This window comes from Pseudoalteromonas sp. Of11M-6 (genome assembly GCF_022347905.1).
GTDB lineage: Bacteria > Pseudomonadota > Gammaproteobacteria > Enterobacterales > Alteromonadaceae > Pseudoalteromonas.
Genome location: NZ_JAKRFW010000001.1, coordinates 205,931 through 223,584, shown reverse-complemented (window position 1 = coordinate 223,584; position 17,654 = coordinate 205,931). Strand labels below are relative to the sequence as shown.

Annotated in this window: 22 protein-coding genes; 8 read left to right on the top strand and 14 right to left on the bottom strand. The window is 43.5% G+C overall.

Annotated features, from left to right (window positions below; genetic code table 11):
• Positions 1 to 349: 349 nt before the first annotated feature.
• From MHN32_RS01030 to MHN32_RS00980, 11 genes are read right to left on the bottom strand one after another with little or no spacing between them, the layout of a single operon-like run.
• The gene (locus MHN32_RS01030) at positions 350 to 619 is read right to left on the bottom strand and encodes an HPr family phosphocarrier protein (RefSeq protein WP_010376658.1); all 270 of its coding nucleotides are present in this window, start codon (positions 617 to 619) and stop codon (positions 350 to 352) included.
• Positions 620 to 1,486 (bottom strand): RNase adapter RapZ, encoded by an 867-nt coding sequence (rapZ, locus tag MHN32_RS01025; protein ID WP_239420665.1) that lies wholly within the window; start codon positions 1,484 to 1,486, stop codon positions 620 to 622.
• Positions 1,479 to 1,937: a PTS IIA-like nitrogen regulatory protein PtsN gene (gene ptsN / locus MHN32_RS01020; RefSeq protein WP_010605936.1), complete on the bottom strand. Its 459-nt coding sequence runs from the start codon at positions 1,935 to 1,937 to the stop codon at positions 1,479 to 1,481. The genes rapZ and ptsN overlap by 8 nt, the downstream gene beginning before the upstream one ends.
• A 1-nt stretch (position 1,938) precedes the next feature.
• Positions 1,939 to 2,226, bottom strand: coding sequence for a ribosome hibernation promoting factor (hpf, locus tag MHN32_RS01015; protein WP_010376661.1), 288 nt, complete (start codon positions 2,224 to 2,226; stop codon positions 1,939 to 1,941).
• 29 nt (positions 2,227 to 2,255) lie between these two features.
• The gene (locus MHN32_RS01010) at positions 2,256 to 3,755 is read right to left on the bottom strand and encodes an RNA polymerase factor sigma-54 (protein ID WP_102055981.1); all 1,500 of its coding nucleotides are present in this window, start codon (positions 3,753 to 3,755) and stop codon (positions 2,256 to 2,258) included.
• 46 nt (positions 3,756 to 3,801) lie between these two features.
• The gene (lptB, locus tag MHN32_RS01005; protein ID WP_010605934.1) at positions 3,802 to 4,527 is read right to left on the bottom strand and encodes an LPS export ABC transporter ATP-binding protein; all 726 of its coding nucleotides are present in this window, start codon (positions 4,525 to 4,527) and stop codon (positions 3,802 to 3,804) included.
• Entirely contained in the window at positions 4,527 to 5,069 is a 543-nt protein-coding gene (lptA, locus tag MHN32_RS01000; RefSeq protein WP_010605933.1) for a lipopolysaccharide transport periplasmic protein LptA, read from the bottom strand. Before lptA ends, lptB begins: the two co-directional genes overlap by 1 nt.
• On the bottom strand, positions 5,059 to 5,613 hold the full coding sequence (lptC, locus tag MHN32_RS00995; protein WP_010605932.1) for an LPS export ABC transporter periplasmic protein LptC: 555 nt from the start codon (positions 5,611 to 5,613) through the stop codon (positions 5,059 to 5,061). The genes lptA and lptC overlap by 11 nt, the downstream gene beginning before the upstream one ends.
• Entirely contained in the window at positions 5,610 to 6,161 is a 552-nt protein-coding gene (gene kdsC / locus MHN32_RS00990) for a 3-deoxy-manno-octulosonate-8-phosphatase KdsC (RefSeq protein WP_239420664.1), read from the bottom strand. Before kdsC ends, lptC begins: the two co-directional genes overlap by 4 nt.
• The gene (locus MHN32_RS00985) at positions 6,161 to 7,132 is read right to left on the bottom strand and encodes a KpsF/GutQ family sugar-phosphate isomerase (protein WP_343224368.1); all 972 of its coding nucleotides are present in this window, start codon (positions 7,130 to 7,132) and stop codon (positions 6,161 to 6,163) included. Before MHN32_RS00985 ends, kdsC begins: the two co-directional genes overlap by 1 nt.
• Positions 7,133 to 7,141: 9 nt before the next feature.
• On the bottom strand, positions 7,142 to 8,101 hold the full coding sequence (locus MHN32_RS00980) for a calcium/sodium antiporter (protein ID WP_102055983.1): 960 nt from the start codon (positions 8,099 to 8,101) through the stop codon (positions 7,142 to 7,144).
• 174 nt (positions 8,102 to 8,275) lie between these two features.
• Between MHN32_RS00980 and MHN32_RS00975 the strand changes: the two genes are divergently transcribed.
• The 7 genes from MHN32_RS00975 to murA are packed head-to-tail and all read left to right on the top strand — an operon-like array spanning position 8,276 to position 12,932.
• On the top strand, positions 8,276 to 9,076 hold the full coding sequence (locus MHN32_RS00975) for an ATP-binding cassette domain-containing protein (protein ID WP_010376674.1): 801 nt from the start codon (positions 8,276 to 8,278) through the stop codon (positions 9,074 to 9,076).
• A gap of 2 nt (positions 9,077 to 9,078) precedes the next feature.
• Complete coding sequence (gene mlaE / locus MHN32_RS00970) at positions 9,079 to 9,858, top strand: lipid asymmetry maintenance ABC transporter permease subunit MlaE (protein ID WP_010376675.1); 780 nt, start codon at positions 9,079 to 9,081, stop codon at positions 9,856 to 9,858.
• A gap of 12 nt (positions 9,859 to 9,870) precedes the next feature.
• Positions 9,871 to 10,416 (top strand): outer membrane lipid asymmetry maintenance protein MlaD, encoded by a 546-nt coding sequence (mlaD, locus tag MHN32_RS00965; RefSeq protein WP_010376676.1) that lies wholly within the window; start codon positions 9,871 to 9,873, stop codon positions 10,414 to 10,416.
• Between the two features lie 2 nt (positions 10,417 to 10,418).
• Entirely contained in the window at positions 10,419 to 11,105 is a 687-nt protein-coding gene (locus MHN32_RS00960) for an ABC transporter substrate-binding protein (RefSeq protein ID WP_010376677.1), read from the top strand.
• Positions 11,092 to 11,397, top strand: a complete 306-nt coding sequence (locus MHN32_RS00955) for an STAS domain-containing protein (protein WP_010376680.1) — start codon at positions 11,092 to 11,094, stop codon at positions 11,395 to 11,397. The genes MHN32_RS00960 and MHN32_RS00955 overlap by 14 nt, the downstream gene beginning before the upstream one ends.
• 5 nt (positions 11,398 to 11,402) lie before the next feature.
• A complete protein-coding gene (locus MHN32_RS00950; protein WP_010605927.1) occupies positions 11,403 to 11,660 on the top strand; it encodes a BolA family protein in 258 nt (85 codons plus the stop codon).
• Positions 11,661 to 11,672: 12 nt separating this feature from the next.
• Positions 11,673 to 12,932: a UDP-N-acetylglucosamine 1-carboxyvinyltransferase gene (gene murA, locus MHN32_RS00945; RefSeq protein ID WP_010376684.1), complete on the top strand. Its 1,260-nt coding sequence runs from the start codon at positions 11,673 to 11,675 to the stop codon at positions 12,930 to 12,932.
• A gap of 68 nt (positions 12,933 to 13,000) precedes the next feature.
• Here murA and MHN32_RS00940 read toward each other — a convergent pair whose 3' ends face one another.
• The 3 genes from MHN32_RS00940 to MHN32_RS00930 form a co-directional block, all read right to left on the bottom strand.
• A complete protein-coding gene (locus tag MHN32_RS00940) occupies positions 13,001 to 14,080 on the bottom strand; it encodes a trypsin-like peptidase domain-containing protein (RefSeq protein WP_010605926.1) in 1,080 nt (359 codons plus the stop codon).
• A gap of 102 nt (positions 14,081 to 14,182) precedes the next feature.
• Entirely contained in the window at positions 14,183 to 15,535 is a 1,353-nt protein-coding gene (locus tag MHN32_RS00935; RefSeq protein ID WP_102055985.1) for a DegQ family serine endoprotease, read from the bottom strand.
• 115 nt (positions 15,536 to 15,650) lie between these two features.
• Complete coding sequence (locus tag MHN32_RS00930) at positions 15,651 to 16,106, bottom strand: YhcB family protein (protein WP_010376689.1); 456 nt, start codon at positions 16,104 to 16,106, stop codon at positions 15,651 to 15,653.
• 123 nt (positions 16,107 to 16,229) lie between these two features.
• Between MHN32_RS00930 and zapE the strand changes: the two genes are divergently transcribed.
• Positions 16,230 to 17,318, top strand: coding sequence for a cell division protein ZapE (zapE, locus tag MHN32_RS00925; protein ID WP_239420663.1), 1,089 nt, complete (start codon positions 16,230 to 16,232; stop codon positions 17,316 to 17,318).
• The last annotated feature ends 336 nt before the right edge of the window (positions 17,319 to 17,654 follow it).

Sequence of the window (17,654 nt, the reverse complement as noted above, 5' to 3'; positions counted from 1 at the left end):
AGGCATCCTTTTTGATATTAATGGTGGCTAACGTGATTAAGTTAACCCTATTCATTTATTTTATCGCAGAAATCAATTTCTTAATTTGAATTTTATTCGTGTTGTTTCTGCTGGTGGGTTGCTATCGTTAATACACGTTAAAGGTGTACGCAACGATAAAGTAGGATTTTCCGGCAACTCGCTTTACTGCACGAAAGAAACCTAAATTGGTATTACAGTGTAACTCAGTTTATTAGGAACTACCAAGGTTTACGCTTAATTATGAGAGACTTATTAGACCACTTTGGTTACGGAGGAGGGGGAGATTTGCAGGGAGTAAATGAATCAGGCCTTATTGTTTTACTGACGATTACTCGGATTCATTAAACTTATTTTCTATCAGTCCGCCAATGGCGTCTAGTGCATACTGAGCATCAGGACCTTCACAAACCACTCGGACTTCTTTCCCTTGGCTGCTTTCAAGTAACAACAGCGCTAGTACGCTGTCAGCAGCAGCACTTTTGTCTCCTTGATATAAGGTCACTTCGGCATCAAATTGGGTTGCTAATTGCGCAAGAACCGTCGCTGCTCGAGCGTGCAGGCCGAGTTTGTTTTGGATTAAAAACGTATCTTCTAACATTTAACCCTCTTGCTCTCGGTGACGAATTTTGACGTTGGGATGGGTTTTAGCAAAACGTTCACCAATGGTTTGCGCTAAGTATACCGAGCGATGTTGCCCACCTGTACATCCTATTGCGATCGTTAGATAACTGCGATTGTTACGCTCTAAGTGTGGTAACCAAGTTTGTACGAAGGTTTGGATCTGCCAAGTAAACTTTTGCACGATGCTGTGACTCGACAAATAGTCTTTGACTGGCTGATCTAAGCCAGTTAGCGGCTTAAGCTCAGGCTCCCAATGTGGGTTGGGTAAAAAGCGCGCATCAAAAACGTAATCCGCTTGTTTTGGGATGCCGTGTTTAAAGCCGAAAGATTCAAAGGTAATAATGAGTTGTTTGTCTTTTTTACCTAAGATTTTTTCGCGGATATCTTCTGCAAGTTGATGAACGCTCAGGCCTGTAGTATCAATGAGAAAATCGGCGCGAGTGATCAGCACGTCTAACAATTCCCGTTCTTTCTTTATCGCAACATCTAATGGAAGATTATGCAGTGAAAGAGGGTGCAAACGGCGTGTTTCTGAGAAGCGCTTTATCAGGGTTTGATCGTCACTGTCTAAATAAAACAGGGTAGGTTTGGCAAAGCCTGGTAAGTATTCAAGAATGTCATTAAACTCGTCCTGTTCTTTAGGTAAGTTTCTAACATCAATACTGACTGCAATTTTATTATAATTGTCCGAAACACTGCGGACTAAAGACGGCAGCAAATTGACCGGAATGTTATCCACACAATAGTAGCCTAAGTCTTCCAATACTCGAAGCGCTACAGATTTACCAGAGCCTGAGCGGCCACTGATAATGATAAGCTCGAGTCCTTTTTCGTCATCACTCATCAAGTTCACCTTGGATCACTGCATATAACTCATCATCACTTTTTGCTTGCCTAAGCATTTTGCAAAAAGACTTGTCTTTGAGTGTATCAGCAATCGCCGCTAAGGTCTTCAGGTGTTGTTGATTATCACCTTCAGGTACGATGAACGCGACAAAAATATCGACAGGCTGCTTATCTATGGCTTCAAACTGGATCCCTTGCTCGCTGACAAGCACCATTGCAAGGATTTTATCCAAACCTTCAAGTCGACCATGGGGAATGGCAATGCCTTTACCGATCCCTGTGCTGCCCAATTTCTCTCGCGCCATTAAGGCGTCCAAGATAGCATGCTGACTGGTATTTGGAATTTGGCTATGAGCCAGTTCGCTGATGTATTCTAAAATACGTTTTTTGCTATTAAAAAGGACCGCAGCTTTACTGCAGTCCTTGTTCACTAATTCACTTAATTTCATCTTAGTGTCGAGTGAGCTTCTCTTTGTGTTTAATAACTTGACGATCTAGCTTGTCGATAAGGCCATCAATTGCGGCATACATATCTTGATGCTCTGTTGATGCAAATAGCTCGCCGCCGTTTACGTGTAATGTTGCTTCTGCTTTTTGTACTAGTTTCTCGACATCAAGGATCACATGCACATTATTGATATGATCAAAGTGCCTTTCTAGCTTCGCAAACTTGTTGGTGACATAGTCTCTTAATGAGTCAGTAATTTCTACATGGCGACCAGTTAGATTTAGTTGCATAAGCATTTTTCCTTCTTGGGTTTTACGTCTTATATCAAGCTTTTACGCTGATTTGACGGTGGAATGGCTAGGGATTCACGATATTTTGCAATCGTACGTCTCGCTACCTTAATTCCTTGCTCAGCTAAGATATCTGCAATTTTGCTGTCACTCAATGGCTTCGCGGTATTCTCTGCAGCTATCAGCTTTTTGATAAGTGCTCTAATTGCTGTAGAAGAGCACTCACCTCCATTTTCCGTACTTACATGGCTAGAGAAGAAATACTTCAGCTCAAATATTCCCCGAGGTGTATGCATGTATTTTTGTGTTGTCACACGGGAAATTGTGGACTCATGCATCTCAACCATTTCAGCAACATCATTTAGCACCATAGGGCGCATTGCTTCGGGGCCATGTTCAAAGAATGCCTGTTGTTGTTGCACAATGCAATTGGTAACTTTTAATAAAGTATCATTTCGGCTTTCTAAGCTTTTAATAAACCACTTTGCTTCTTGTAAATGTGAGCGAATAAACTGACTATCCGTACTGGATTTCGCCGTTCTAGACATCGCAGCGTAATGGTCATTTACTCTTATTTTAGGCATAGCATCAGGATTTAGCTCTACGACCCAACGACCTTTTACTTTTTTCACCGATACGTCAGGGATCACATATTCAGGCTCTTCATGAATAATGCTTGCCGCAGGCTTTGGGTTAAGGCTATGTATTAACGTCATGACCTCTTTGAGATCGGCTTCTTTAAGGCGCGTTTTCTTAGCCAAAGTTCGATAGTCACGGCTGGCAAGCAAGTCGATATGCTCTGTCAGGATCATTTTTGTTTCGGCAATCCATGGGGTATCTGGGGCGAATTGGTTTAGCTGAATGCATAAGCATTCTTGTAAACTACGCGCTGCGATACCGACAGGGTCAAAAAGCTGAATGCGTTTGAGTACGGCTTCGACTTCATCTAGCTCAATAGGCTCTTCGCTATTCTCGTCATTAATGCTTTCTAAAATGTCTTCGCAAGACAGTGTTAGAATGCCTGACAGGTCGACCGCTTCAATAATCGCAATCGCAATAGCTCTATCTGTTGGACTAAATGGTGTCAGTTCGAGTTGCCACATGAGATAATCGTGGAGAGATTCAGAGGTTTCCCCTTGATAAACATTATCGTCATCGGGAAGTGGACCTGAGCTTGCAGCAGGCGCTGCACTCATATACTCGTCCCAAGTGACATCCATGGCAAGGTCATCGCTCACAGTGTCTTTGCTCATGGCGGTATCTGAGTCTATCTCATAGTCACTAACCTGCGTTTCATCGGCTGAATCTTGATTGTCGTCAGCACGGCTCTTTTCTTGGCTGTGTTGGTCAGCGTTTTCGCCGTCAGTATTATCACCTTCTTCCACTTCCAACAATGGATTGCTGTCTAATGCTTCTTGTATTTCTTGTTGCAGATCCAATGTACTAAGCTGCAGCAAGCGAATGGCTTGTTGCAGTTGCGGAGTCATTGTAAGTTGCTGCCCCATGCGCAGCTGTAATGATTGCCTCATGTATCTCTAACAATCCTTTTTAACAGTTATTAATACTACGTCTTAACTATAGCTTGAATTGTTCGCCTAGGTAGACATCTCTTACGGTTTGATCTGCCAAAACATGTTCTGGCGTGCCTGCAGCGATTAACTCACCATGTGAAACGATGTAGGCCTTTTCACATACGTCCAGTGTTTCTCTAACGTTATGATCGGTGATAAGCACACCGATACCACGGTTTTTTAGGTGCTCTATGATTGTCTTTATATCTAACACCGAAATAGGATCAACACCAGCAAAAGGTTCATCTAACAGGATAAACTTAGGGTTTGCGGCTAAAGCGCGAGCAATTTCGACTCGTCTTCTTTCGCCTCCCGACAATGCCATGCCCTGTGAGTCGCGAATGTGTTGAATATTAAACTCATCCAGTAACTCGTTTAGTTCAGCTTCTCTTTCAACTTTAGATAAGTCTTTTCGAGTTTCTAAAATCGCCATCAAATTTTGATAGACCGTGAGTTTTCTAAAGATTGAAGACTCTTGCGGTAGATAGCCAATACCAAGTCGTGCACGGCTGTGCATCGGTAACAAAGTGATATCTTCGTCATCAATCTGAATATAGCCTTTGTCGCTTGGTACTAACCCTACAATCATGTAGAACGTAGTGGTTTTACCTGCACCATTTGGTCCTAATAAGCCTACAATACTGCCAGCCTGAACACTTAAACCAACATTTTTGACGACCTGACGACCCTTATAACTCTTTGCTAGACCAGTTGCTTTGAGCTCGCTCATTAATTGTTACCTTCTTCCTGCGCTTTTTTCTCTTTAGCGTCTTTTTTGTCATCAACAGGAACAAGGATGGTTCTTACTCGAGAGTCTTCTTGGTCTGAGCGCTCAGCGCTGATCAATTGCTTTTCAATGTCATAGGTGATGACTTGAGCATTGATTTTTTGCCCAGTTTGATTGATTTCAGCATCACCAGAAATCACTAGGGTTCCCTTCGCTACGTCGTAACGGATTTCATTTGCTTTGGCTTCTAGCAAGTTGCCATCGGGTTGACGTTCGCTAAAAGTGGCAGGGCTGCCAGTTGCCACAAGCAGTTGCTTGTTAATGCCAAGTTCCGCGCGACGGTGGACCTCTAGGCGATCGGCATTTATCTTTCTGTTGCCATGAATAATAACAACATTCTGTTCAAAAATACCGATGTTGCTTTGCAGTTGCGCTTGCTGACGGCCAGCATCAATAATGACTTCATTTTGTTCTGCAGCAATTGCTAGAGTAGAACTTGCAAGCAAGCCGATGAAAACTAGTTTGTTAATGATTTTACTGGTCATAATAAATTGTCTTTGTGTGGTTGATGAGTTCGATCACTTGCTTTTGTAGATCCGCATGCAGCCCTTTACCTGTGATCCTAAGACTAGGACCGTTGATAACGACAGGGTGTTCCGACTTCATCAATTTTTGCTTAATTTCAACTCTTACATTATCGGCATTGATATCCGTGATCATGGCGTTAGGCGTTAAATTCTTTGCCAACACATTGCCCTCTAATATCAAGGTGTTGTTTTCGTATAGGGTTGCTTCTAATGCGCTTATTTGCCAATTCTGTTCACCGTTATATAAGGTGAAAATGGGCTTTTCAAAGTGACTAAAGCCAAGATCTTGATACAACTCCATCTTATCAGCAGTTACCTGATAGTTTAATAAGCCATTTTCACTATAGGTCGTTTGCTGAAGCGTGGTTGCAACATAATCGGGTTTAGCTAACGGTTCATCTTCTTTTGCAGGATCCGCCTCTGATGGATTAAACATGGGCGACCACATCCATACCATTAAAGAAGCGAAAACAATGAGTAAGATGACACGTAATACGGTCATGTACTTGATCCTTTGGAAGTCAATAAGTGATTTTGGCTGAGCATTAGAAGATCAGTTAGTTCTCTCACGGCACCAAAGCCACCTGGCATCAAGGTCGTGTAATGGGCGATATGTTTAACAAGAGGATGTGCATCATTGACGGCAACGGCAAAACCAACTCGTTCCATTATGGGTAGATCTGGGCCATCATCACCAATATATGCAATTTCGTCATCATTAAGGTTGAGCTTAGTCTTCAGTTCATCATATGCCACTAACTTGTTTTCTTGACCTTGGTAAATATAAGTTACATTTAAACTAGTCATGCGTTGCTGAACTATTTGTGAATGTCTACCTGTGATAACGGCGACTTCGATACCACTATCAATCAAGGCCTTAATACCAAACCCGTCTTTGGTATTAAATGCTTTCAGTTCTTCACCATTGTTACCAAGGTATATACGGCCATCTGAGAATACGCCATCAATATCGCAAATTAATAATTTGATTTGTTTTGCTTTTTCCCAAGCTTCAGTTGAAATCGTCTGATATAAATCTTCAAATTGCATTACAGCACCCCCGCTCTAAGTAAATCTTGCGTATTCAAGGCGCCAACTGGAATGTTGTTTTCGTTCACCACAATCAAGCCGTTAATCCGTTTGGTTTCCATAATATTGAGTACCTCAGCTGCGAGCATATCGGCGCGTGCCGTCGTACTTTTAGCCGTCATCACTTGCGTGATTGGGGTGGTGTGAATATCGACCTTTTGTTCGATAATACGGCGCAAGTCACCATCGGTAAAAATACCTTGCAATTGCGAGCTTTCATCTACGATTGCCGTCATACCTAAACTTTTAGCGGACATTTCAAATAAAGCTTCTTTAACTGTGCAATGACTATTGACCATAGGGATAGCATTCCCTTGATGCATGACATCAGCAACGGTTAGCAGTAGACGTCTTCCCAAACTACCACCAGGGTGGGAAAGTGCAAAATCATCAGCCGTAAAGCCTCTGGCTTCAAGTAGCGCAACCGCGAGCGCATCACCCATCACTAGCGTAGCTGTGGTGCTTGCCGTGGGTGCAAGTCCTAATGGGCAGGCTTCTTTTGATACTTTAACACAAAGGTGAACCGTCGCATTACGAGCTATCGTAGAGCTTGGGTTGCCTGTCATGGAAATAACGGGGGCCCCTAAGCGCTTAATTACAGGTAGGATTGAGATCACCTCTTGGGTTTCCCCTGAGTTGGAGATCATCAGTACCACATCATCTTTGGTGATCATACCTAAGTCGCCGTGACTTGCTTCACCTGGATGAACAAAAAATGCGGGGCTGCCAGTACTTGCGAGTGTCGCTGCGATTTTGTTACCGATGTGGCCGGACTTACCCATGCCAATCACGATGATGCGACCTTGACAGCCAAACATAATTTCACAGGCTTTTACAAATTGCTGATCAACAAACTGTTGCACTTCTTCTATTGCTGCAAGTTCGGTAGCAAAAACTTGATTTGCAGAATCAATAAATGGGTTCGTTGTCACAAGGCTTCCTTAAATGATGTAGTAAATATAACCGACGAAGCTTGCGACAAGTATGCCACCTTCCAAGCGGTTGATGCGGCGCTGACCTGTTAAGCTGAGGCTCATTAGGATAAGCAGCAGTGTCGCGCCAAGCATAATAAATATATCACGTGACGCAATATTGGCGTCGAGGACGGATGGGTTAATGATCCCAGCAATGGATAGCACGGCCAATATATTAAAGATGTTCGAACCAATAATATTGCCAAGCGCTAGATCGTCCTCCTTCTTTAGTACACCAGCAACACAAGCAGCAAGCTCGGGTAAACTAGTACCAACGGCGATAATGGTTAATCCTATTAGCAGGTCACTCATGCCAAAATATTTGGCGATATCAACCGCAGCGCCAACGAGATAGTCCGCGCTAATAGGCAGTAAAATCATACCCACGATTAACCAGAAAACAGCTTTTTGAGTTGGAATATTATTTGGCACTTCTTCACAGGCTTCACTGACAAATGGGTCATCATTATCTCCACCACCACGCTTGGTGATAATGATAAGTGCAAGAAGAAAAGCGGCGAAACCGACTAATAACAAAACACCTTCTACGAAACTAAAGTGGTTATCACTAACGATATACCAAGCTGCCAATGAAACGACGACTAACAGCGGCATTTCGCGGCGCAAAATACCAGAGCCAACGGAGAGTGGCCTTAATAACGCGGTGAGACCCAAAACGAGTAAGATATTGGCGATGTTAGAACCTATGGCATTGCCCACGGCGGTGTCTGTTTTATCTGCAAGAGAGGCTTGCGCAGCAACCATCATTTCTGGTGCTGAAGAACCCATGGCCACGATAGTTAAACCAACAATTAATGTTGGTACACCAAAGTTTCGTGCAAGAGCGGCCGCACCAAAAACAAAGCGGTCAGCACTCCAAACCAGTGCAATAAAGCCAAGAATGAGAATAACAAACGATAAAACCATGAACCTCTAGCCAATAGGATTAAAATTTCGATAGATACTACCAAAAGCGCTCTGGAAAGTATAAGCAAACCGTTACATTTCACTACTTACAAAATTTTACCAAAACGATTTTCCATCTTGTTTGAAAAAAAAGTATCATACTTGGATGAATATAGTCTGGATCTGGAGAGCGACTTGTCGCAGTCAATTGTAGAAATCAAGGATGTAACCTTCTCTCGGGGTGAAAGGATCATCTACAAAAACATGAGCTTTTCCGTACCAAAAGGCAAAATTACCGCAATAATGGGGCCGAGCGGCATTGGTAAAACCACCATGTTGCGACTGATTGGTGGTCAGCTTAAGCCTGATAGCGGTGATATTCTTTTTGCTGGAAACAGTATCCCTAACATGTCTCGAGCAGCTTTATACCAAGCTCGAACGCGCATGAGCATGTTATTTCAAAGTGGCGCTTTGTTTACTGATATGAGCGTGTTCGATAATGTGGCGTTTCCTCTGCGCGAGCATACTGAATTATCTGAAGAGTTAATCCGTTTAGTGGTGTTGATGAAACTCCAAGCGGTTGGCCTTCGTGGTGCAAAAGATTTAATGCCGGCAGAGCTTTCTGGTGGTATGGCAAGACGTGCGGCTTTAGCGCGTTCTATTGCGCTTGATCCTGAATTAATCATGTACGATGAACCGTTTGCAGGTCAGGATCCGATCTCCATGGGTGTTCTAGTTCGCTTGATTAAGTCGCTTAATGAAGTGTTGGGATTATCGTCGTTGATAGTTACCCATGATGTCACCGAAGTACTGAGCATTGCTGACCACGTCGTTATTATTGCTGAACAAGGTGTGATTGGTACGGGAACCCCTGAACAGATGCTTGAACACGAATCGCCATTAGTGCAGCAGTTCTTACAAGGCCTTGCGGATGGTCCTGTGCCATTCCACTTTAAAGCGCCAGATTATCAGCAAGCGCTGTTGCAAGGAGAGTGAGTATGGTCGACTTTTTACAAAAACTAGGCCACAAAACCCTCAGCCGTTTTGCCGCACTTGGCCGTGCCACAACAATGCTTTTTGGGGCGCTATGTAGCTTACCTAATTTCCGAAAAGGCACGCCGCTGTTGATAAAGCAACTTTACATGGTTGGTCATCAATCATTGTTGATTATCATGGTGTCTGGTTTATTTATCGGCATGGTATTGGCATTACAAGGCTATACCGTGTTAGTTGGGTATGGCGCTGAAGATAGCCTTGGACCTTTGGTTGCTTTGAGTTTACTTAGAGAGCTGGGCCCTGTGGTAACCGCACTCTTATTTGCAGGACGTGCAGGCAGTGCGTTAACTGCAGAAATCGGTTTGATGAAGGCAACGGAGCAATTATCTAGTTTAGAAATGATGGCGATAGACCCGCTTAAGCGCGTGGTTGCCCCCCGTTTTTGGGCCGGTTTTATTAGTATGCCGTTACTCGCACTGATATTCTCTGCGATCGCTATTTTAGGCGCACACTTGGTGGGTGTTGATTGGTTAGGCGTAGATTCAGGTAGCTTCTGGTCAATTATGCAATCGCAAGTGTCGTTTCAACAAGACATCTTAAATGGTCTTATTAAGAGTTTCGTATTTGCACTATTAGTAACTTGGATCGCGCTATACAAAGGCTATGACTGTATTCCTACTTCAGAAGGAATAAGTAAAGCGACGACAGAGACGGTAGTACATTCTTCACTGGCTGTACTTGGCTTTGACTTTGTATTAACAGCGGTTATGTTCTCAAGTTAAAAGGTTTTAAAAATGAATACACGGAAAATAGAAATTTTAGTTGGCTTGTTCGTGGCATTGGGCATTGCTGCATTTGTTATGTTGGCGCTAAAGGTGGCTAACTCAGGCTTAAGCGGCAACGGTGAAACTTACACTTTGCATGCTAAGTTCGAAAATATAGGTTCGTTGAAAACTCGTGCCCCAATTAAGGTGGGTGGGGTTGTGATTGGCCGTGTTGATGGAATTCACATCCATCCACAAGAGTTCGTGCCAGTAGTTTCAATGAGTTTAGATAAAAACTACGAGTGTCAGTTTTCCGATACGTCGTCGGTTTCGATTTTGACGTCGGGCATTTTAGGTGAGCAGTATTTAGGTATTTCTCCGGTTATTGCTGCTGAATCTGCGAAGCAAAAATGTCTTGGTCAGGAAGTAACGAGTGAAGATAGCGTTGATCTTGAGTCTCTTTTTGGTGTGGAAACAAAAGCGCTAAAAGACGGTGACATGATCACAGATACAAAATCGGCACTGGTATTAGAAGAGCTAATTGGTCAGTTCCTATTTAATCAAGGGAGCGAGTAAATATGTTAAAAAACATCTATGCAAAATGTCTGACTTTGTTTGTAGCATTGATGGCTACCGCATTGGTTCAGGCGAAAGAAGTGGATTCAAGCGATCCTTATAAAATGGTAGAGCAAGTTGCGGCGCAAACTTTTCAGCGTGTTACGAAAGAGCAAAATATCATTGAAAAAGACAAAGAACACTTACGCGTTATCGTAGAAGAAGAGCTCTTGCCTTACATTGATTACAAATATGCTGCGTATCGTGTATTAGGTTCTTATATTCAAAAGGTTCGCAACATTGAAAGTAAAGAGGAGAAAGCCGCTGCTGTCGAGCATATTAGAGAGTTTATTGAGGTATTCAAAAATTACTTGGTAGCGACTTATGCTGGTGTATTTACTCAATATAAAGACCAAAAGGTAGAATTTGGTGAGCATCGCCCATTTGAGAATGAGGCTGTGGTGGTTGTTAAGACCAAAATTGTAGAACCAGGTAAGCCTGATATCAAAATTGATTTTAAAGTTAGACGCGGGCAAGACGGTGACTGGCGTGCTTTTGACATGATGGCGGAAGGCATTAGTTTACTAGATGCCAAACAATCGGAGCTACATGGTATTTTGCGTCAGCAAGGTATTGAGCATGTGATCCAACTGTTAGATAAGAAGAGCAAGCTTCCGGTGCAATTTAGAGGGGATGATGGTGACGCCTAATATTTCATTCACCGAAAGTAAAGGTGAAATCGTGTTAACTGGTGAGCTTACGAGAGCGAGTTTACCAAGCGCACTGAAACAGTCGACCATCGTTCAAGTGTTGAAAAATGCACAATCAACCGTCTATTTTAACCTTTCTGAGGTGACAAGGGTTGACACCGCGGGCTTAGCTTGGTTAATTCACTCTTTAGGTCAATTGAAACAGCGCGACATTCGTCTCGAGCTGAAAAATACGCCTGAGCAACTGCAAAATTTAATGGAGTTGGGACAGGTGACAACCCTATTTGAGTGAGTCTAATGGAAACAAATCAAGTCGAAACTTTATTGAGAGATACACTATCGCTTGACGAGATCATCGTCAAAGCTAATGGTAGTCACTACGAAGTCATTGCTGTTGGAACGTGTTTTGACGGATTAAGAAGGCTGAAAAGAGAACAGCTGATCTACGGCCCACTGATGGATACTATTAAAGACGGCACTATGCATGCTGTTAGTATTCGTGCATTCACACCTGATGAATGGCAAAAAGAGCGCAAATTTATTCTTCCACAATAACGGAGTGCCGCAATGGATCAGTTTGTTATCCAAGGTGGCACCACTTTAGCCGGTGAAGTCACTATTTCAGGGGCTAAAAACGCAGCCCTACCTATTTTATTCGCCGCTCTGCTTGGCGATGGTAAAAGCCGTTTTTCTAATGTACCGCACTTACGCGATATAGGTACCACTGAAGCCTTATTAAAAACACTGGGCGCTGAAGTTGAGTGGGACGGCGATATCTTAGAAATCAACGGAGCAACGGTAAATAGCGTGCTTGCACCTTATGAACTCGTTAAGCAGATGCGTGCGTCGGTACTCGCGTTAGGCCCATTAGTTGCCAGATTTGGTCAGGCGCAAGTTTCCCTACCGGGAGGTTGTGCTATTGGTGCTCGTCCAGTCGATCTGCATATTTCAGGCCTTGAGAAAATGGGCGCTAAGATCAAAGTTGAGAATGGTTATATCCATGCGGTAACCGAGGGTCGTCTTCGTGGCGCTGAGATCTTTATGGAAACCGTCAGCGTTGGTGCTACTGAAAACTTATTGATGGCTGCAACCCTCGCCGATGGTAAAACTGTGATAGATAATGCTGCGCGAGAGCCAGAGATTATTAACTTAGCTGAATGCTTAGTTGCCATGGGTGCCAAGATCAATGGTGCAGGCTCTAGCCGAATTGAGATAGAAGGCGTTGAGCGTCTTAATGGTTGTGAGCATAAAATCCTTCCTGATCGCATCGAAACAGGGACCTTTTTGGTTGCTGCGGCAATGGCAAAAGGCGAAGTACTATGTAAAAACACGGATTATCATAGTCTTGAACCTGTGCTTGAAAAGCTACGTGCCGCCAATGCTATCGTTGAGGTAAGTGAAGACAGTATTTATGTGGATATGCGTCAACGCGCTTTGAAAGCCGTTAATATTAAAACCATGCCACATCCTGGCTTTCCAACAGACATGCAAGCTCAGTTTACTGCATTAAATGTGGTGGCTGAAGGTAGCGCGACAATCACAGAAACTATCTTTGAAAACCGCTTTATGCATGTGCCAGAGTTACAGCGTATGGGCGCGAATATTCGTTTAGAAGGCAACACTGCAATCTGTGGTGAGACAGAGTCGTTATCTGGTGCACAGGTAATGGCAACCGATTTACGCGCTTCAGCGAGTCTTATCCTAACGGGTATTGTTGCAACAGGCGAAACCATCGTAGATCGCATCTATCACGTTGATAGGGGTTATCAGAAGATAGAAGATAAGCTAAGCCGTTTAGGTGCAAATATAAAACGCCGTAAAACCTGAGCATAATTAAGCAAATTGGTAAAAAACGAAAAGCGTCTTCCGGGACGCTTTTTGCTTAACCTTTTTGCCTAATATAACCCTGTTTCGAGTTCAGCGACTTCCACCGTAATAGTGAGGCGCTGACCACCCCTGAGTACTTCAAACTCGAGTTTAGTACCGGGCGCGGTATTGCCTATCGTCTTCAGTGTCCTTTGCGGATTAGTCACAGGTTCTCCACCTACTTTAACCACAATATCATGCTCTTTCATGCCAGCTTGCCATGCGGGACCTAGCGGGTCTAATTCGCTCACAGCAAGGCCGACAATTGGTGTGTAGAGATCCGTTACACTTTTACCTGTATTATCAACTGGCGTGCCTCTAAAGCCGAGATAGCCCCGGATCACTCTGCCATCCATAATAAGTTTATGCATCACGTCCAGTGCAAGATCATAAGGGATCGCAAAAGAGATACCTTGGATATCAATATTCAAACGTGTGCGAAATTGTGCAGAGGTAATGCCAACTAGTGCGCCATTAGAATTGACAACGGCACCACCTGAGTTACCAACATTAATCGCGGCATCCATTTGCAGCAAATTATTGAATTGGCTTTCCGTGAGTGTCTGTTTGCCTGTTGCACTGATAATGCCTTGCGTAATGGTTTGTCCAATGTTCAACGGATTACCAATTGCGAGCACCACATCCCCAACACGTGGTGAGTAGTCGTGATCGATAGGAATGACAGGCAAATTCTCGGCTGGAATTTTTAATAAAGCTAAATCGGTGATGGTGTCATAGCCTATCAGTTGCGTATCGCTATATTGGCGGCCATCAGGAAGAAGTACAATGATTTGGTCGGCATTGTTCACCACATGATAGTTTGTCAGTATGTAACCATCTCGGCTCATAATAACACCAGAGCCAAGCTCTCTAACCGTATTTTGGCGCTGGTATCTTGGCTGATTGCTAAAGCCCTCGGAAAAAATCGTTACGACCGCTGGAGCCGTTTTTTCTACAGCATCAGCAAAACTCATATGATGGGCCTGAATATGTGGGGCCTCAAGTTTTGGCAAGTTATCCCTCAGCTCAGGATTAAACCAAATGATGATAAAAGCGATCCCAAGTCCGGCAAGCAGCGGTGGAAAAATGAATTTAATTAATTTGAACACAAGAGCTTATATTTATCGTTATCTAATACTGCTAATAATGACACAAAAAAAAACACAGCGACAAGTTTCGCTGTGTTTCATTTTTAATATTTGTCGATTTCGTTACTGAATGAGGTAGAAAACCGTCTCGCGATCGCGTTTAATCCCTAGTACGATATTGCCTTTAATACCATTAATTAGTTTAGACATCTCTTTAACGCTAGTGACACGTTGGCGATTCACTTGCATGATCACATCGCCTTCTTCAAGGCCAACACGTGCAGCTGGTGAGCGAGGCTCTACTGAGGTAATGACGACACCTTCATTGCCATTGCGCTCGCCACTCTCTAGTACCGCGCCTCGTAGGTTTGGATGTACATCCTCTGCATTCGCCTGTTCTTCTTGCTTACCACCAAGCTCTACGTCGATAAACTTGGTTTTGCCATCACGGTAGACACCAAGTCGTACCTCACGACCTTCACCCATGGTAGCCACTTTACCGTGGAGTTCATTAAAGCTTTCAATGTCGTCGCCGTTGAGACTGACAATGACATCATTGGCTTTCAGACCCGCTTTGTCCGCTGCTGAATCTTCCACCACGCGCATGACATAAGCACCGCGCTTGACATCAAAGCCTTGTGCTTTAGCAAGACCAGCATCTAAAGTACGACCCAAAATACCCAATGAACCGCGACGAACTTCTCCGTACTCAACAATTTGATCCACTAGGTTTTTCATCATGTTTGATGGAATAGCAAAGCCGATCCCGACATTACCGCCAGACGCGCCTAAAATAGCAGTGTTAATACCAATGAGTTCGCCGTTTAAGTTAACTAGCGCACCACCTGAGTTACCTTGGTTGATTGCCGCATCTGTTTGGATAAAGTCTTCATAGCCTTCGATATTTAAGCCGCTACGGCCTAGTGCACTGATTATTCCTGAGGTGACGGTATGACTTAATCCAAATGGGTTACCAATAGCAACGGAGAAATCACCCACTCTCAACTTGTCTGAATTAGCGAGTTTTATTTCTGTTAGGTCTTCGCCGTCGATTTGTAGCAATGCGATATCGGATTCGGCGTCGCTACCGATTAATTTAGCTTCAAACTCTCTGCCATCCTTTAAGGTGACAAGCATTTCGTCTGCATCATCAATAACGTGATTGTTTGTAACGACATAGCCTTTATCTGCATCAATGATGACACCTGAGCCGAGGCCGCTAAAAGGGCGCTTTTGACTACGAGGCTGGGGTTGTCCAAAGAAAAAGTCGAAAGGGTCGACACGGCGACGCACTTCTTTAGCACCTTTTACTTGGATACTAACAACGCCCGGGGCGACCTTTTCTAGCATAGGTGCTAGCGTTGGTAGTTGTTGGCCGTCTACGGCAACAGGAAGTTTGGCCATGCTTTGCTGCGGTAACAGCAATAAGCTAGAAGAAAGTAAAGCGGCCGATAACAAAGATAGTTTAAATTTCATAGTCGTGAAGTACTCCGCTATTAGCGTTAATATAAGTCATAAGAGGCTGATAACTAGCCTCTTATTAGTAATCAATAACTTCTTTTAAAGACTATGGGGTCAACAAAAAGTTTCATCAAGAGGCTTTAATTTGCTCACTTTCTTTTTTTTGACCAGAAAATAACCCCGTTTCACCTTCTGCATAGTCACTAGGTGGTGCCTCAAAACTTGGGTCTTGTTTACGTCTTCTCTCTGGGCGTGCTTGAAGAGAAGCTTGTAGTTGTTCTGTGGTTTCTTTCGAGAAAAAAGGATCCGCAGGATGAGATGGGCGATCCTGTGTCAGTAGTTGGTTGGTTTCTTCCACATGGGTAAGCAGCTGTTGATAGCTATCCTGCATTTTATTTACTAGTTTTTTGGTGCTAGCTAGGTGATCTGATACGTCTTGACGATATTGCTCAAGGTCGTGCTTAGCTTGTTGTGCTTGCACTTCCAGTTCATCGTGTTTGAACTGCTTTTTCGTTACAAAGCCACCTAAAAAGAATGCAGCAATGGCAACAATGATCAGTAATCCAAGCCAAGTAACGGTAGTCATAGGTTTCTCCCTGTGTGCCTCAACGGCAAATAAAATTAAAACTCTGTTAGAGTTAAATATACGCTGTGAATACAGTCGTGTTAATATAACCTACAAACAAATCGTAAAAAAATATTTAAGTCGATGACGCCTTGGGAAAAATATCAGCAAGATCTACAACGTGATGATTTTCAATATGACAGCGCGCAAGAAAATGCCGTAAAGCATTTACAGCGATTGTATGACGACCTTATCAATCAGCCCCCAGTCAAACAAAACTTTCTCTCGCGCTTGTTTAGTAAAGCTGAGCCGCCAAAAGTGAAAGGGTTGTACTTTTGGGGAGGAGTAGGGCGCGGTAAAACTTATCTGGTTGATACCTTTTACGATGCGTTGCCGACGGAGCGCAAAATGCGGGTGCATTTTCACCGCTTTATGCATCGTGTTCACACAGAGCTGAAAAAGCTTAATGAAGTGAAAAATCCTCTGGAAAGCATCGCTGATACGTTCAAATCTGAAACTGACATTATCTGCTTCGATGAATTTTTCGTTCAAGATATCACTGATGCCATGTTACTGGGTGGATTAATGCAGGCGCTGTTTGCGCGCGGTATCGTGTTAGTGGCCACATCGAATATTGTGCCAGACGATTTGTATAAAAATGGCTTGCAGCGCGCGCGATTCTTACCCGCCATTGAATTGGTAAAAGCCAATACTGAGGTCGTTAATGTGGACTCGGGTATTGACTATCGCTTACGCACGTTGGAACAAGCGGAAATTTTTCACAGCCCACTTGATAAACAAGCGGATGAAAACTTATTCGACTACTTTAACAAACTCTCTCCGGAGCCGGGTAAAGCCGAACAGGCGATTGAGATTGAAGGTCGGATGATCCAAACCCGAATAGTGTCTGATTGTATTGTTATGTTTGATTTCCCAGCGCTATGTGAAACCGCTCGCTCGCAAGTAGATTACATGGAGATCAGTCGCTTATATAACACAGTGATTCTATCTAATGTGAAGCAAATGGGTCAGCAAAACGATGATGCGGCAAGGCGTTTTATTGCGCTTGTCGATGAGTTTTATGAGCGTAATGTAACGCTTATCATCTCGGCTGCAGCGCCGATTACTGAACTTTATACCGAAGGTACATTGAATTTTGAGTTCAAACGCTGCATTAGCCGCTTGCAAGAAATGCAATCCCATGAATATTTAGCAAAAGAGCATTTAGCCTAACGGCAATTACTTTTTTGTTAAGAGGACTTGTTCGGTGTGGGCGTTTGTAAACATCTTATTTGAACGAGTCCTTGTCACGCACACGTCGTCATTTCGTTGGATTTTTTGCCTTTTCTATTTTTTTCGAAATTCTTCAGATTTTCTTGTAGAAAAAAGCACCAAGCGCTGGTTTTCACCCAGAAGGCTTGCTATAATCCGCGGCCTGCCACGTTGCGTTCTATTGCCCTCGTCGGCTTAGCCACTGACTTGAGCGGCATAAAAGTCTTAAACTCGAAGGGGTTAAAGCAAATACAAGTAGAGCGGTAGTCCAAGGACTGCCTGTGGTTTTAAAATTGA

Excerpts from the sequence above, each read along its gene's own strand:
- MHN32_RS01030 (WP_010376658.1), bottom strand. The coding sequence starts at position 619 with ATGTTAGAAGATACGTTTTTAATCCAAAACAAACTCGGCCTGCACGCT.
- rapZ (WP_239420665.1), bottom strand. The coding sequence starts at position 1,486 with ATGAGTGATGACGAAAAAGGACTCGAGCTTATCATTATCAGTGGCCGC.
- ptsN (WP_010605936.1), bottom strand. The coding sequence starts at position 1,937 with ATGAAATTAAGTGAATTAGTGAACAAGGACTGCAGTAAAGCTGCGGTC.
- hpf (WP_010376661.1), bottom strand. The coding sequence starts at position 2,226 with ATGCAACTAAATCTAACTGGTCGCCATGTAGAAATTACTGACTCATTA.
- MHN32_RS01010 (WP_102055981.1), bottom strand. The coding sequence starts at position 3,755 with ATGAGGCAATCATTACAGCTGCGCATGGGGCAGCAACTTACAATGACT.
- lptB (WP_010605934.1), bottom strand. The coding sequence starts at position 4,527 with ATGAGCGAGCTCAAAGCAACTGGTCTAGCAAAGAGTTATAAGGGTCGT.
- lptA (WP_010605933.1), bottom strand. The coding sequence starts at position 5,069 with ATGACCAGTAAAATCATTAACAAACTAGTTTTCATCGGCTTGCTTGCA.
- lptC (WP_010605932.1), bottom strand. The coding sequence starts at position 5,613 with ATGACCGTATTACGTGTCATCTTACTCATTGTTTTCGCTTCTTTAATG.
- kdsC (WP_239420664.1), bottom strand. The coding sequence starts at position 6,161 with ATGCAATTTGAAGATTTATATCAGACGATTTCAACTGAAGCTTGGGAA.
- MHN32_RS00980 (WP_102055983.1), bottom strand. The coding sequence starts at position 8,101 with ATGGTTTTATCGTTTGTTATTCTCATTCTTGGCTTTATTGCACTGGTT.
- mlaE (WP_010376675.1), top strand. The coding sequence starts at position 9,079 with ATGGTCGACTTTTTACAAAAACTAGGCCACAAAACCCTCAGCCGTTTT.
- mlaD (WP_010376676.1), top strand. The coding sequence starts at position 9,871 with ATGAATACACGGAAAATAGAAATTTTAGTTGGCTTGTTCGTGGCATTG.
- MHN32_RS00960 (WP_010376677.1), top strand. The coding sequence starts at position 10,419 with ATGTTAAAAAACATCTATGCAAAATGTCTGACTTTGTTTGTAGCATTG.
- MHN32_RS00955 (WP_010376680.1), top strand. The coding sequence starts at position 11,092 with ATGGTGACGCCTAATATTTCATTCACCGAAAGTAAAGGTGAAATCGTG.
- MHN32_RS00950 (WP_010605927.1), top strand. The coding sequence starts at position 11,403 with ATGGAAACAAATCAAGTCGAAACTTTATTGAGAGATACACTATCGCTT.
- murA (WP_010376684.1), top strand. The coding sequence starts at position 11,673 with ATGGATCAGTTTGTTATCCAAGGTGGCACCACTTTAGCCGGTGAAGTC.
- MHN32_RS00935 (WP_102055985.1), bottom strand. The coding sequence starts at position 15,535 with ATGAAATTTAAACTATCTTTGTTATCGGCCGCTTTACTTTCTTCTAGC.
- MHN32_RS00930 (WP_010376689.1), bottom strand. The coding sequence starts at position 16,106 with ATGACTACCGTTACTTGGCTTGGATTACTGATCATTGTTGCCATTGCT.
- zapE (WP_239420663.1), top strand. The coding sequence starts at position 16,230 with ATGACGCCTTGGGAAAAATATCAGCAAGATCTACAACGTGATGATTTT.